At 77.0% G+C, this 14557-nt stretch carries 12 protein-coding genes and 2 tRNA genes; 6 read left to right on the top strand and 8 right to left on the bottom strand.

Translation table 11 applies throughout. The features are described 5' to 3' along the window. Positions 1–63 precede the first annotated feature (63 nt). The 5 genes from WA616_RS13285 to WA616_RS13265 all read right to left on the bottom strand — a co-directional run bounded on the left by WA616_RS13285 (position 64) and on the right by WA616_RS13265 (position 4648). On the bottom strand, positions 64–969 hold the full coding sequence (locus tag WA616_RS13285; protein ID WP_336030439.1) for a hypothetical protein: 906 nt from the start codon (positions 967–969) through the stop codon (positions 64–66). 132 nt (positions 970–1101) lie between these two features. Beyond that, on the bottom strand, positions 1102–2142 hold the full coding sequence (locus WA616_RS13280) for a PHP domain-containing protein (RefSeq protein WP_336030498.1): 1041 nt from the start codon (positions 2140–2142) through the stop codon (positions 1102–1104). Between the two features lie 8 nt (positions 2143–2150). Next, positions 2151–2696, bottom strand: coding sequence for a DoxX family protein (locus WA616_RS13275; protein ID WP_336030437.1), 546 nt, complete (start codon positions 2694–2696; stop codon positions 2151–2153). A 109-nt stretch (positions 2697–2805) separates the two neighbouring features. Continuing rightward, on the bottom strand, positions 2806–4086 hold the full coding sequence (locus tag WA616_RS13270) for a phosphatase PAP2 family protein (RefSeq protein WP_336030435.1): 1281 nt from the start codon (positions 4084–4086) through the stop codon (positions 2806–2808). A gap of 34 nt (positions 4087–4120) precedes the next feature. Next, positions 4121–4648 (bottom strand): CGNR zinc finger domain-containing protein, encoded by a 528-nt coding sequence (locus WA616_RS13265; RefSeq protein ID WP_336030432.1) that lies wholly within the window; start codon positions 4646–4648, stop codon positions 4121–4123. Between the two features lie 94 nt (positions 4649–4742). On the opposite strand from WA616_RS13265, the gene WA616_RS13260 reads away from it, so the two are divergent. From WA616_RS13260 to WA616_RS13245, 4 genes are all read left to right on the top strand, one after another. After that, positions 4743–5942, top strand: a complete 1200-nt coding sequence (locus WA616_RS13260; RefSeq protein ID WP_336030430.1) for an MFS transporter — start codon at positions 4743–4745, stop codon at positions 5940–5942. A 96-nt stretch (positions 5943–6038) separates the two neighbouring features. After that, positions 6039–6127, top strand: a tRNA-Ser gene (locus tag WA616_RS13255). Positions 6128–6148: 21 nt separating this feature from the next. After that, positions 6149–6221 (top strand) — tRNA-Arg (locus WA616_RS13250). Positions 6222–6411: 190 nt separating this feature from the next. Then, a complete protein-coding gene (locus WA616_RS13245; protein WP_336030428.1) occupies positions 6412–8937 on the top strand; it encodes an AMP-binding protein in 2526 nt (841 codons plus the stop codon). Between the two features lie 141 nt (positions 8938–9078). Here WA616_RS13245 and WA616_RS13240 read toward each other — a convergent pair whose 3' ends face one another. Genes WA616_RS13240 through WA616_RS13230 form a run of 3 tightly spaced genes read right to left on the bottom strand, consistent with a single transcriptional unit; the run spans position 9079 to position 12702 of the window. Beyond that, the gene (locus tag WA616_RS13240) at positions 9079–9939 is read right to left on the bottom strand and encodes a universal stress protein (RefSeq protein WP_336030426.1); all 861 of its coding nucleotides are present in this window, start codon (positions 9937–9939) and stop codon (positions 9079–9081) included. After that, a complete protein-coding gene (locus WA616_RS13235; RefSeq protein ID WP_336030423.1) occupies positions 9936–11360 on the bottom strand; it encodes an amino acid permease in 1425 nt (474 codons plus the stop codon). The genes WA616_RS13240 and WA616_RS13235 overlap by 4 nt, the downstream gene beginning before the upstream one ends. A gap of 25 nt (positions 11361–11385) precedes the next feature. Beyond that, a complete protein-coding gene (locus tag WA616_RS13230) occupies positions 11386–12702 on the bottom strand; it encodes an alpha-hydroxy-acid oxidizing protein (RefSeq protein ID WP_336030422.1) in 1317 nt (438 codons plus the stop codon). 299 nt (positions 12703–13001) lie between these two features. On the opposite strand from WA616_RS13230, the gene WA616_RS13225 reads away from it, so the two are divergent. Beyond that, a complete protein-coding gene (locus WA616_RS13225) occupies positions 13002–13979 on the top strand; it encodes a hypothetical protein (RefSeq protein WP_336030420.1) in 978 nt (325 codons plus the stop codon). Positions 13980–14004: 25 nt separating this feature from the next. Further along, positions 14005–14502, top strand: a complete 498-nt coding sequence (locus WA616_RS13220) for a MarR family winged helix-turn-helix transcriptional regulator (protein WP_073418059.1) — start codon at positions 14005–14007, stop codon at positions 14500–14502. The last annotated feature ends 55 nt before the right edge of the window (positions 14503–14557 follow it).

Genomic DNA, 14557 nt, shown 5'->3' with positions numbered 1-14557 from the left:
CGTCGTCATGCGCCCGGATCATGCCAGGGAGCAACGGCGGGTTGCCATCGCCCGCCGGGATGGTCAGGCAGGGACGTCGGCGGTCTGTCCTCCCCACAGCCGGGCGCCACGGGCCACCTCGGCCCAGTCGGTGCCGGAGGCCACGTAGCCGGTCTCGACGTGGGTGGCCAGGTTGGGCGAGGGGCCGACCAGGAGCCGGCGGTTGCCCGCGCGCCGGTGCGAACGGAGGTTGGTCGCGAAGAGGAACGGGGCCATGAAGGCATCCCGCAGCCGCTCCCGGGGCGTGCCCGGCGCCCCGCCCACGAGGTCGCGCGCCAGCCGCCGGTAGGAGTACGGCTCGAAGCCCTGGTACACGAGGCAGGTGTCGTGGTCGCGGAACATGTTCCGGTGCGGCACCGTGCACCAGCGGAAGATGCCGCGGTCGGCGCGCAGCGACCCGATGCGGGCGCCGAAGGTGGCGGTGGTGCTGTAGAAGCGGATCCACTCGTGGTCGCCCACCCGCCACGGCGGGAGGCTCGTCCAGGTGCGCGGGTGGTGCAGCGACGGGTCGGGCTGGGTGTGCGGCGCGTCGGGGCTGCTGCCGTACAGGCCCAGGTAGTCGGCCTCCGGCAGGGCCGCGGCGGCCTGCTCGAGCGCCGCGAACGCCTCGGGCCGGTAGAGGAAGTCGTCCTCGCTGAACCACACGACGTCGGTGTCGGGCCAGCGCCCGTCGAGGGCGAGGTCGAGGGCCGCGGCGTAGGACTCGTGCACGCCGACGCCGGGCAGCTCGACGATCGTGCCGTGCTCGCGCATGACGGCGACGCGGTCCTCGGCGATCGGGCCGTTGTTGACGAAGACGATCTCGACGTCCCCGGCGACCTGCTCCGCGGCCCGGAGGAACGACCAGAGGCACGCCTTCTTGTCGAAGTAGTCCGGCCGTCCCTTCCGGTTGTCGCCGCCGTAGGAGCGGTAGATCAGACGCAGCGCCACCGTGTCCAGCACTCCCTCGGGTACCCACGCCCGTTGCGCGGCGCAACGGAACGGCGTCGTCGTTCTACACCCGAAACGGCCCGTAGCCGCAACCCCTGTTTCCCCGCTGTGACCGAACGGGTGTCCGGCGCGTCAGGAGGCCGTCCACTCCAGCAGCTCGTCGGCGGTCCACGTGTTGACCACCCGGTCGGGATCGACGCCGGTCTCCACGGCCCGCTCGCAGCCGTTGGACTGCCAGTCGAGCTGGCCGGGGGCGTGTGCGTCGGTGTCGACGGCGAACGAGCAGCCGAGCTCGACGGCGAGCGAGAGCAGCCGCAGCGGCGGGTCGAGCCGCTCGGGACGGGAGTTGATCTCGACGGCGGTGCCGTGCTCGACGCAGGCGGAGAACACCGCCTCGGCGTCGAAGGCGCTCTCGGGGCGTGGGCGCTGGCGCCGGCCCTCCCGCTGCTCGCGGGGGATCAGCAGCCGGCCGGTGCAGTGGCCGAGGACGTCGGTGTGCGGGTTCTCGACGGCGGCGAGCATGCGCTCGGTCATCGCGGCCGACTCGGCCCGCAGGTCGGAGTGCACGCTCGCGACGACGACGTCGAGGCGGCCGAGCAGCTCGTCGGTCTGGTCGAGGCTGCCGTCGGTGTTGATGTCGCACTCGATGCCGGTGAGGAGCCGGAAGGGGCTGAGCTCCTCGTTGAGCGCGGCGACGACGTCGAGCTGGCGCTCGAGGCGCTCCGCCGTCAGGCCGTTGGCGACGGTCAGGCGCGGCGAGTGGTCGGTGAGCGCCATGTACTCATGGCCGAGGGCGATCGCCGCCTCGGCCATCTCCCGGATCGGGCTGCCGCCGTCGGACCAGTCGGAGTGCGTGTGCAGGTCGCCGCGCAGGGCGGCGCGGAACTCCGCGACGTCGTCGGCGAGCGGGACCAGCTCGGCGTACGCGTCCTCGAGGCGGGCCAGGTACTCGGGCACCTCACCGGCGTGCGCCTGCACGATCGCGGCGCCGGTCTTCGGGCCGATGCCGCGCAGGTCGGTCAGCGTCCGGGTGGCGATCCGCCGCTCGAGCTCGCCCTCGGGCAGCGCGTCGACGACGGCGGCGGCGGTGCGGAACGCCGCCACCCGGTGCGTGGGCTCGCGGGCGCGCTCCAGGAGGAAGGCGATCCTCCGGAGCGCGGCCGCGGGCGTCAGGGTCGTGCTCAGCTGGCCTTCTTCAGCTGCTTCTGGGCCTTCTTCTCCGCCTTGGCGGCGCGCTTCTGGGCCTGCTCGAGGCTCTTCTCGGTGGCGGCACCGGCGCGCTTGGCGGCGCGCTTGGCCCGGTAGCCCACCGACGGGCGGCCCTCGGTGTCGACGGCGGCGATGAGCAGGCCGCCGAGGAGCCCGGCGTTCTTGAGGAAGTTCGACAGCTGGCCGAAGCGCTCCTCCGGGTCCTCGTGCTCCCAGAAGCGGTGCCCCGCGAGGGTCGTGGGGACGATGCTGCCGGCCAGCGCGAGGGCGCTCAGGCGGGGGAGCTTGCCGAGGGCGAACAGCGCGCCCGCGCCCACCTTGACGCCGGCGTCGATCCTCACCCACTGCTCGACGTCGCGCGGGACCTGGACCGGGAGCTGCTCGTCGGCGGTCTTCGTGATGGTGTCGACGACCGGCTGCGCGCCCGGGACCCGCGTCTGCGGGTTCCGGAGGGTGTCGACGCCGCCGTAGACGAACGACGCGGCGAGCAGGGGCCGGGCGATCCGGCGGACCAACATGGGGACCTCTTCCGTCGATGGGCTGACCGTGTGTCCCCTCATGCCCGTGCGGCGCGCCGGGACACCCTGCTCCGGAACCTAGTGACCGGCGTCGCGTCCCGCTCGGTGGTCAGCGCGGCCGGTAGACGACCAGTGGCGGCCGGGCCCGGACGGCGAACGACGTCGCCGCCTCCCGCGCGCGGCCGTCGAGGTGCACCGGCCGCGGGCCCGACCACAGGTGCACCCGCACCTCCCGGCCGGCGGGGACCGGCCGGCCGCCGGGCGCGAGGACCGCCCGGAGGCGGGCGAACGGCACGTCGGCGCGCACGCACCGGACGTCGAGCGGGCCGCCCGACCGCCCGGGGGCGACGGACAGGGCCCACACCTCCGCCGGCCGGCCGTCGACGACCACGCCCACCGGCGTCGCCTCCCGGAGCGCCCGCGCCGCGGCCCGGGGGCCCGGCGGGAGGCGCAGGCCGACGACCACGGGGCCGGCGACGAGCGCGCCGTCCCCCTCGGCGACGTCGACCTCGGCGACGTCGACCTCCGCGACGTCGACCGCCACCGCGGAGCCCGCTGCGACCGCGGCGGCGGTCCCCTCCGGCGTCCGGCCGAGGGGGCCCGTGCCGCCGAACACGGCCAGCGGCAGCCCGTGCTCCGCAGCGACGGCCGCGGCCGCGGCGACAGCGTCCCCGTCGCCGGCCACGCCGAGCGCCCGGGCCCGGCCGCCGCGGGCGGCGTCGCGGAGCACGTCCGGCCCGCGGTCGAGCACCTCGGCGTCCGGCAGCAGCCGCCGGATCCCCGCCGCGGCGGCGGGCGTCGTCGCGACGACCAGGCCGGCCCCGCCGGGCAGCGCGGGCGCCGGCGCCGCGGGCGGCGCCGGCGGCGGAGGGCGGAGCCGCTGCCCGGCCAGCGCGACGCCGGCTCCGATCGCCAGGCCGGAGACGACGTCGCCGGGGTAGTGGACGCCCACGTGCACCCGCGAGTAGCCGACGGCGAGGGCCAGCGGGCCGACGAGGGCACCGGCCGGCGGGCTCTCCAGGAGCACCCCGGTGGCGAAGGCGCCGGCGGAGGCGGAGTGGCCGCTCGGGAAGGAGAAGGTGTGCGGCGCCCGCGGCAGCGCGCGGCCGGCCGACAGGTTGGCCATGTCCGGCCGCACCCGGCCGAAGACGCGCTTGAGGACGGTGTTCACGACGGCACTGGCCACCGACAGCGAGCCGAGGCCGCGCAGCGCCGCCCGGCGCGAGGGGCCCCGGCGCAGCGCCAGCAGCAGCGCGACGGCGAACCACAGCCGCCCGTGGTCGGCGCTGCGGGTGAGCCGGCGCAGCCACCGGTCGGCGGGGGACTCCGGCAGGGCCCCGACGGCGGCGTGCAGCCGCGCGTCCCAGTAGCGGAGCCGCAGGGGGGTCACGGGCGGGACGTTACGGGCCCGTCCGGGAGGGTGCTCAGGCCTTCCGGCGGGCCCGGTAGGCCGCGACGGTGGAGCGGCTGGCGCAGGTGTTGGAGCAGTACCGCCGGCTGGCGTTGCGGGAGGTGTCGACGTAGACGTCGTCGCAGCCCTCGGCCGAGCAGACGCCCAGCCGCTGCCACCCGTGCTGCACGACGACCTGGGACAGGCCCATGGCGACGGTCGTCGTCAGCTGCTCGAGCGCCGGGGCGTCGGGGCGGGCGTAGTGCAGGTGCAGCTCGCCGTCGTGGTCGGTGGCGTAGGGGTGCGGACGGGCGAGCGCGAGCAGCTCGTTGAGCCGCTCGAGGACCTCCGCCTGCGACCCCGCCAGGGCGACCGCGCGGACGAGGTCGGCGGTGGCCGCGGCGCGCCGCGACTCGGCGGGGGAGAGGTCCAGCGCCGTCTGTGGCGTGAACCACTCGTCGTGGGCGCGCAGGAACGCCGCGGCCCACTCGCCGTCGCGCTCGACGTTGGCCAGGTGGATGGCCAGCTCGACGGCGTTCGACCCGTAGGTGTCGTAGTCCATGTGACTCCCTACCGCCCTGCTACTGTCGTAGGGGGTCAACGTGACTTGACCGCCTACTGTTCCGGTTTCCGCGTGTACTGAAGTGAGCTCTGCCGTGCGTTCGTACCTGTCCGTCTGGCGCCTGCCGTCGGCCCCCGTCCTGCTGCTCGCCGGCTTCGCCGGCCGGTTGCCCTCGGCGATGGTCCCGCTGGCGCTGCTGCTCATGGTGCAGCAGCAGACGGGGTCCTACGCCGTCGCCGGCCTCGCGTCGGCCACCTACGGCCTCGCGATGGCCGCGATGGCGCCCGTCCTCGGCCGGCTGGCCGACCGCCGCACCCCGCGGCCGGTCCTGCTGGCCCAGGCCGCCGTCTACCCGCTGCTGCTGGTCCTGCTCGTCGCCGTCGTCCTGGGCGGCGCGCCCACGCCGGCCGTCGTCGCCGCCGCGGCCGCCGCCGGCGCCGCGACGCCGCTGGTCTCGGGCACCGTCCGGGCGCTGTGGTCGCGGGTCGACCCCGCCGTCCGCGGCACCGCCTACGCCCTCGACGCCACCGCCACGGAACTGGTCTTCGTCGCCGGTCCCACGGTCGTCGCCGCGCTCGCCGTGCTGGCGAGCCCGGCGTGGGCGCTCGCCGTCGCCGGCGCGCTCGCCGTCTGCGGCGCCCTCGCCATCGCGACGTCCGGGGCCATGCGCCGCTGGGTGCCCGTGCCGGCCGCCGAGCGCACCAGCCCCTTCGCGACCGTGCTCGCCCCCGGGATGCCGCGGGTGCTGCTCAGCGGCTCGGCGCTGATGCTCGGGTTCGGCGCGCTCGAGGTCGCCATCCCGGCGTTCGCCGACGAGTCCGGGTCGCCGGGCCTGTCCGGACTGTTGCTCGCGCTGTGGTCCCTCGGCTCGGTGGCCGGCGGGCTGTGGTTCGGCGCCCGCGTGGTCAGCGCCTCGCTGCCGCGCCAGTACCGGTGGCTGCTGCTCGGCGTGACGATCGGCCTGGCGCCGCTCGTCGCGGCGTCGAGCCCGTGGGTGCTGGGCGCCCTGCTGTTCCTCGGCGGCACGGCCATCGCGCCGACGCTCACCGTGCAGAGCTCGCTGGTGGGCTCACTGGCCCCGGCGCACGCCACCACGGAGGCGTTCACCTGGCTGTCGACCATGGCCACCGGCGCCTCCGCGCTGGGCGCGGCCCTGGGCGGCGCGCTGATCGACTCCTCCGGCGTCACGGGGAGCCTGCTCCTGGCCGTCGCGGGCGCCGCGGCCGCCGTCGTCGTCACGCTGGTGCCCGGCCGGGCCGCGCCGGCCCGGCCGCGGGAACGGGTGGCCGCCTGACCTGCGCTCCCGGCCCGGGGACCCCCCGGGCTGGGAGTCGCCCCGGAGGCGCTGGTAGTCTCTCCTCTCGGTGGTACCGGGGGAACTCGGACCCCGGGAGGCTTCGCCTAGTCCGGTCTATGGCGCCGCACTGCTAATGCGGTTTGGGTTAATCCCCATCCCGGGTTCAAATCCCGGAGCCTCCGCGCACGACAACTGAACACTCCGCACCCGTAGCTCAACGGATAGAGCATCTGACTACGGATCAGAAGGTTAGGGGTTCGAATCCCTTCGGGTGCACGTCTGGTTGAGACAGCGCAGCGGCCCCGCACTCCCCGGAGTGCGGGGCCGCTGTGTGTCCAGGGCCAGCCGCCCGACCGGGTGAGGATCGGCGGCGGACGGCCGAGGCGCTATACCTGTTGCCCCCCGGTCGCCTACGGTGCCCCGAGCCCCTGACCTGCGGGGTCGACCGGAGCCGGAGAGGTGCCCCATGCCCGCCCTGCCGCCGTTGACCGACGACGGATCCGCGACGACGGTGGTCGGCCGGCTGCTCGAGGTCGCGGCCGCGCAGCCCGCGGCGGTCGCGGTGGGGGACGCCCAGCGGCAGCTCACCTACGCCGGCCTGCTCGCCGAGGCGGCCGCGGTGTCCGACGCCCTCGCCCGGCGGAACCCCGACCGCCACCCCGTCGGGGTCCTCTGCGGCCACGGCGTGGAGGCCGTGGTCGCGATCGTCGGGGTCATGGTCTCGGGAGCCCCGGTCGTGGTGCTCGACCCGACCACGCCCGCGGCCCGCCTGCGCTCCTACGTGGACTCCGCCGGCGCGGTCCTGTGCGTCGCGGACGGGCCGCGCGTGGCGGCGGCGCGGGAGGTCTGCGGCGACGTCGTCGTCCTCGACGGGCGGCGCGCCGACCTGCGCGTGGTCCCGCCGTTGCCGGGGCAGCCCACCGCGCTCGCCTTCACCTCCGGCTCCACCGGCCGGCCCAAGGGCGTCGCGTCCGGGTCGGCCTGGTACCTCCACGACGCGTACACCAACGCCACCGCGACCGGCTGCTACGGCCCCGGCGACACCGTCGCCGCCCTGCTCCCGATGGCCTTCAGCGCGGGCCTCGGGCTGACGATCGCCGGGCTGGTCAGCGGGGCGACGCAGCAGCTCTTCGACCCGCGCACCCGGCCGGTGCGGGAACTGCCCGGGTGGCTGCGGGCGGTGGGCGCGACCGTGCTCGTGGCCAGCCCGGCCATCCTGCGCGGGATCGTGGCGAGCAGCCCGGCCGGCACCCGGCTGGAGGGGCTGGCCCAGCTCACGATGGCCGGCGAGACGGTGCACGCGGCCGAGCTGGCGGCCGTGCGGCGGCTGGTGGGGCCCGCCTGCGTGATCCGCAACCGGTACGGCTCCACCGAGACCGGGCTGATCTGCGAGCACGTCCTCGGTCCCGGGGACCCGTTGCCCCCGGGCGCGACGCCGGTGGGCCGGCCGGTCGCCGGCGTCGCGCTGCTGGTCCGGGACGAGCACGGCCGTGACTCCGCCACCGGCACCGGCCGCCTGGTGGTGCGGTCCCGGTGGCTGACCGACGGCTACTGGCGGGCGCCCGAGGCCACCGCCGAGGTGTTCCGGGACCTCGGCGACGGCGTCCGCGAGTTCCTCACCAGCGACGCCGCCGTCATCGCCGACGACGGGACCGTGCGGCTGCTGGGCCGCACCGACCACAGCGTGAAGATCCGCGGGCACCTCGTCGAGCCCGGTGAGGTGGACGCCCTGCTGTTCGCCCGGCCCGAGATCCGCGAGGCGGTGACGGTCGGCGTCGTGGCCGAGGACACCGGCCGGGCGCGGCTGGTCTCCTACGTCGTCCCCGCCGGCGGGCGGCTCGAGGCCTCCTCGGTCCGCCGCGTGGTGCGCGCGGAACTCCCGGCGTTCATGGTCCCCGAGCAGGTCGTGCTGCTGCCGGCGCTGCCCCGGACCGAGCGCGGCAAGCTCGACCGGGCCGCGTTGCCGCCGGCCGCGGCGCACGACCCGGGCGCGTGCCCGCCGCGCACCGACTGGGAGCGGGTGGTGGCGGCGGTGTTCGCCCGGGTCCTCGGACTGGAGCAGGTCGGCCGCGACGGTGACTTCTTCGACCTCGGCGGCGACTCGCTGGCGGCCGAGGAGCTGCTGGCCGCCGTCGCCTCCGAGCTCGACGTCTCCGGGGTGACCCTGTCCACCACCCTGCTGGCCGAGGCGCCGACCGTCGAGGCGTTCGCGGCGGCCGTCCGCCGGCACCGGAGGCCGGTGCACCCGACGCTGCTGCGGCTGCGCGACGACGGGGACCGCCCGCCGCTGTTCTGCGTGGCGGGGGCCGGCGCGGTCGCCGTCGGGTTCCGGCCGCTGGCGCAACGCCTGCCGGCCGACCAGCCGGTCCTCGCGCTGCAGGCGCACGGGCTCGAGGGGGGCGGGCGCCCCGACGGGTCGGTCGAGGAGATGGCGGCCCGGGCGCTGCGGACCCTGCGCGACGTCCGGTCGCACGGGCCCTACCGGCTGGCCGGGCACTCGCTGGGTGCGCTCGTGGCGCTGGAGATGGCGCACCGGCTGCGGGCCGAGGGCGAGGACGTCGAGCTCCTGGCGGTCGTGGACAGCTTCCCGCCCGACCCGGCCCTCACCCCCTCGCCGTTCGCCGGGGGGCCGCTGCGCCGGCTCAAGCTGGCGGTCGCCATCGCCACGGCGGGCATCGTCCCCGACCGGGTCGGCAACTACTCGCGCTTCCACCTGCAGGGCATGGCCGTGGCCCGCCGCTACCGCGGCCGCCCCTGGCCGGGGCGGACGCTGGTCGTGGTGGCCCGGGACGACGCGGCGGCGGAGGCGCGGGCGGCCTGGGGGCCCTGGCTGACCGGCCCGTCGGTGACCGTGCGGGTCGCCGGCGACCACACCGGCGTGCTGCACGAGCCGCACGTCGGGGCGCTCGCCGAGGCGCTCACCGCGGAGCTCGCCGCCCTCGACGCCGCCGTCCCGGGCCTCGACGCGGCCGCCGTCCCGGAGCGGGGCTGACCGCGCCGCAGCGCCGGGAGAGTGGGGCGGGGGGCCGGTCCTGGCGGTCTGGCCGCGTTGGTCGATCCTCCCAGCAGTGGGAGGCCACTCGATTGCCGGCTCCCCCGCCCGACACCACTGTGAGCGCCGTCACAGCGGGCGTCAACCCCGCCCGGGCGTGTCCTCCGTGCCGCGCGGGACGACCACCACGGGCACCGGCGCGGCCCGCACGATCCGGGTCGCGGTCGAGCCGAGGAACACCCTGGCCAGCGGGCCGAGGCGCGACGAGCCGACCACCAGCAGGTCGCCGTCGGACCAGCCGGCCGCCGACACCGCGCCCGGCCACCCCGAGCCCCGGGCGACCCGCGTCGCCGTCGTCCCGGGCAGCCGCGCGGCGACGGCGTCGAGCTCGGCCTGCGCCTGGCGCGCCCACGCACTGCTGACCTCCCGCTCCACGTGCAGCCCCGTCTCCGACGGCAGCAGCGGGTCGCGGTCGGGGGCGAAGGTGACCAGCCGCAGCGGCACGGCCCACGCCGCGGCGGCGCGGGTCGCCCAGGCCAGCGCCGCCCGCGAGCGGTCGGTGCCGGCCCACGTGCAGGTCACCCGGGTCACCCGCCCGCCCGGCGAGCCGGCGCGCGCGGCCAGCGCGAGCGGCACGGGGGAGGAGCGCAGCAGGTGCTCGGGCACCGCGCCGTCGCGGCCGAGCACGAGCAGCGAGCCGCCTACCTGCGTCACCACGGTGACCAGCCCGGCGGGCACCGACGGCGCCTCGACGGCGACCGTGCGCACCTCGCCGACCCCCGCCGTCCGCAGCGCGTGCGCCGCCCGGCCCTGGCGCGACCGGGCGACCTCGGCGACCCACGTCCGGTACTCCCGGTCCGCGCGCGGGTCGGGGAACCCGCGGGCGGTGACCGTGGCGACGACGACGTCGTCCCCGGCCGTGCGGGCGAGCATCGCGGCCAGCAGCAGGTGGGCGTCGCCGCGCTCCTCGAGGTCGGCGGGGTGCCCGACGACGAGCGTCACCGCGGGTCCCGCAGCCGCGAGTGGGTGCGCGCGTAGGTGACGTACACCAGCGCCGCCAGGGCCAGCCAGAGGAGGAAGAAGAGATACGTCTCGTTCGACAGGCCCCAGATCAGGTAGGCGCAGAACGCCACCGACAGCACCGGCACCACCGGGTAGCCCGGCACCCGGAACCCGCGGGGCAGGTCGGGGGAGCGCCGCCGCAGCACGACCACGCCGACCGACACGACGGCGAAGGCCACGAGCGTGCCCATGCTGGTGAGGTCGACGAGGGCGTCGAGCGGCACGAACCCGGCGAGCACGCCCACGAACACCGCGACGGCGACCGTGCCGCGCACCGGGGTCAGCGTGCGGCGGTCGACCCGGGCGAACAGCGACGGGATGAGCCCGTCGCGGCTCATGGCGAACAGGATGCGGGTCTGCCCGTACATCGTCACGAGGGTCACCGAGAAGATGGAGACGACCGCCCCGGCGGAGAGCACGACCGCCGGCCACCGCGAGCCGGTCACGTCCTCGAGGATCACGGCCAGGCCCGCCTCCTGGCCCTCGAAGACCCCGGCGGCCTGCGCACCCACCGCGGCGACGGCGACCAGCAGGTACACGACGGTCACCACGACCAGCGAGCCGATGATCGCCCGCGGCAGCGTCCGCCGGGGGTCGCGCACCTCCTCGCCGGCGGTCGAGACGGCGTCGAGGCCGATGAAGCTGAAGAAGATCGACGACGCGGCGACGCCCACCCCGGCGGCGCCGAGCGGCGCGAACGGCGTCAGGTTGCCGGCGTCGAAGGCGGTGAGGGCGATGACGGCGAAGAACAGCAGGACGGCGATCTTCAGCACGACCATGACCGCGTTGGCCCGCGCCGACTCGCTGGCGCCGCGCACCAGCAGCAGCGCGCACAGCGTCACCAGGACGATCGCGGGGAGGTTGACCAGGCCGCCGTCGCCCGGGGCGAAGGAGAGCGCGTCGGGGATGCGGACGCCGATCGTGTCGTCGAGCAGCTCGTTGAGGTACTCGCTCCACCCCACCGACACCGCCGCCGAGCTCACCGCGTACTCGAGCACCAGGCACCAGCCGACGGCGTAGGCCACGACCTCGCCGAGCGTCGCGTACGCGTACGAGTACGAGGAGCCGGCCACCGGGATGGTGGAGGCCAGCTCCGCGTAGCACAACGCGGTGAAGCCGGCGGTGACCGCGGCCAGCACGAACGAGACGACCACCGCGGGGCCGGCCTCGGGGACCGCGGTGGTCAGCACGAAGAAGATCCCGGTGCCGATCGTGGCGCCGATGCCGAGCCCCATGAGCTGGCCGACGCCCATCCGGCGGGCCAGCACCCCGCCGTCGGCCTGCTCGGCGCCGGTCTCCTCGACCATCGCCGACACCGGCTTGCGCCGGAACAGCCGGCTGCCGGCGGACGGAGCACTCACGCGGACCTCCTCGGCGACGGCCGGGTCAGGGGATGCGGCGCAGGACCTCGGGGGTCAGCCCGGCCACCGAGGTGTGGCCGGTCAGGCCGAGGGAGAGGTCGAACTCGCCGAGGACGTCGGAGACGACCTGGCGCACGCCCTCCTCGCCGGCGAGCCCGAGGCCCCACGCGTAGGGCCGGCCGAGCAGCACCGCCCGGGCGCCGAGCGCCACGGCGACGAGCACGTCGGCGCCGCTGCGGATGCCGCTGTCGAGCAGCACCGGCGCCCGGTCGCCGACGGCGGCCACGACGTCGGGCAGTGCGTCCAGCGCGGAGATCGACCGGTCGACCTGCCGGCCGCCGTGCGTGCTCACCACCACGCCGTCGACGCCCTCGTCGAGCGCGCGCCGGGCGTCGTCGGGGTGCAGGACGCCCTTGAGCAGGATCGGCAGCCGGGTGCGGGCGCGCAGCCACGCGAGGTCGGCCCAGGTGATCGAGGGCCGCGAGTAGATGCCCTGGAAGGTCTCGACGGCGGCCCGCGGCAGCGGCGAGCGCAGGTTCTCCCGCAGCGGCCCCGGCCACGCGCGGGCCATGCCGACCATCGCCAGCACCGCGGCGAGCGTCGGCCGGGGCTGGCGGTCGCGGCCGGCGGCGTCGGCGGCCTGCGCGGGCGCGGCGTCACCGGCCTCGGCCACCCGCTGCTCGGCCAGCCGCCGGAAGACCGGGTCGGAGGTGTACTGCGCGATGCCCTTGCCGAGCGCGAAGGGCAGGTGGCCGAGGTCGAGGTCGCGCGGGCGCCAGCCGAGCATCGTGGTGTCGAGGGTGACGACCAGCGCCTCGCAGCCGGCCGCCTCGGCGCGCCCGACCAGGCTCTCCACCAGCTCGTCGGAGGTGGACCAGTACAGCTGGAACCAGCGCGGCGCGTCCCCCATCGCCTCCGCGCAGGTCTCCATGGGCACCGACGCCTGGTTGGAGAAGACGAACGGCACGCCCAGCGACGCCGCCGCGCGGGCCACCGCGAGGTCGGCCTCCCGGTGCACCAGCTCCAGCGCGCCGACGGGGCCGAGCAGCAGCGGTGCGGGCAGGCGCCGGCCGAACAGCTCGACGGAGGTGTCGCGGGCGCTGACGTCGCGCAGCACCCGGGGGACGACGGCCCAGCGGTCGAACGCGGCGCGGTTGGCGCGCTGCGTGTTCTCCTCGCCCGCGCCGCCGGCCACGTAGGCGTACGCGCGGGCGGTCAGGCGGGCCTTCGCCCGGCGCTGCAGCGGCACCGCGGTGGTGGGCACGCGCGGCGTCCGGCCGTACACGCCGGCCCGGTAGACCTCGTTCTGGCGGCGGCGACCGGTCCCGGCTGCTGAGTCCACGCGGCCACCGTAGTGACCCGCCTCACCGACCCCGGCCGGGGTCCGCGACACGCCCGAACCGCGACACGCCGTCAGGACCTGACGACGCGCCGTGAACCCATCGTCCACATCGGGTCACGGGCCGCAGAATGGGCGAGCGCCCCCGGTGGAACCACCGCCGGTGACGTGCACGACCGCTCGAGGGGGACACCGTGCCGGTCGGGACCCTGCCCAGGCACAGGCCGAGGCACGCTCCCCGCCCTGTCACCGCGACAGGGCTCGCTCTGCTGTTCTCCGTCGCCGGACTGCTGGCCGGCGGGGTGGTCCTGGCCGCCCCCGCCGCCGCCGTCGACGACCCGGCCCGGCCCGACGCGCGCGTGACGCACGGGCCCAGCTGCCGGCCCGGCGGGGTCGTGGTCGAGGTGACCGCGGGCACCGTCGCCTACGCCGTCACGCTGGCCACCACCCGCCGGCCCGCCGGCGAGGACTCCGCGGAGGTCGCGGCCGGCGAGACCGTCGTCCTGCGCACCGGCGACGTCGCCTGGGGCGAGGTGGTCGACAGCCGGCTGGAGTACACCGCGCTCGACGACTCCGGCACCGCCTACACCGACGAGCTCGACGGCTTCGTCTTCACCCGGCCCTCCGAGGAGGACTGCGCGGCGATCGCCGCCCCGCCCGGCGCGGGCGACGTCCCGCCCCCGTCCCCCGCGCCCCCCGCGACGGCCGCGCCGTCGTCGCCGGGGGAGCCGACGACGCCCGGCGGGGGACCGGCGGAGGAGCCGGCGACCCCCTCGGCGCCGGCGGGCGCCGCGCCCGACGTGCTGCCGGTCCCCGGCCTACCCGGGCCGGAGCCGGCCCCCGGCTCCCCGGTCGACGGCGGGGTGTCGCCCGGCGGCGCCGTCGTGGCGTCGTCGGCCCTGGTGGCCGCCGGCGACGCGGTCACCCTCACCGGCGCCGGGTTCACCCCCGGCGAGGTGGTCCGGGTGCGGTTGGCCGACGGCACCGAGCTCACCGCCGTCCCGGCCGGGCCCGACGGCCAGGTGCTCGCCACGGTGCGCATCCCGGGCGGCGCGGCCGCCGGGGCCACGACGCTGGCGCTGGTCGGCGCGGAGTCCGAGACGGTCGCCGAGGTGCAGCTGCGGGTGGCCGCGGCGGCGGCCCCGGTCGACCGCGACCCGGTGCCCGTCCCGCTGGTCGCGGCCGGGCTGGCGCTCGTGGTCACCGCGACCGGCCTCGTGCTCGTCGCCGCGGGGCGCCGCGAGCAGACGGTGCCGTCCGGCCCGCCCGGGAGCGCCTGAGGCCGTCATCGGCGACGATGGGGCGATGCGCTCCGAGGACGTGCTCGCCCCCGGGATCCCGGCCGACCCCGCGGCGCTGGCCGGGGCGCAGCCCCGCGCGGCCGAGACGTGGCTGCGCATCGTGCAGGTGCACGACCAGATCACCCACCGGGTCGACTCCGCGCTGCACCGCGAGCACGACCTCTCGCTGACCGGCTTCGAGGCGCTGCGCCGGATCGCCGAGGCGCCGGGGGAGCGGGCCACGATGGGCGAGGTGGCCGAGGCGCTGGGGCTGTCGCGGGCCGGCGTCACCAGCACGGTGGGCCGGCTCGTCGACCAGGGCCTGGTGGTCCGCGAGCGCCGCCCGGGCGACCGGCGGCTGCTGCACGCCCGGCTCACCGAGGCCGGCCGGGAGCGCGTCCGGGCCGCCGCGGTGCTCCACGACGACCTGGTCGCCCGCCTGCTCATCCTCCTGGGTGACGAGGCGCCCGTCGTCACCGACGCCCTCGCCCGGGTGTCCGCGGCCACCCGCATACGCCGCTGACGAAGGACCCCTCCGCCCCCCACCGCTCGCAGGCTCGCGGCGGGCCCCTGCGGAG

Source organism: Geodermatophilus sp. FMUSA9-8, assembly GCF_037034165.1.
Lineage (GTDB): Bacteria > Actinomycetota > Actinomycetes > Mycobacteriales > Geodermatophilaceae > Geodermatophilus > Geodermatophilus nigrescens.
This window is presented reverse-complemented; position numbering and strand designations above follow the sequence as displayed.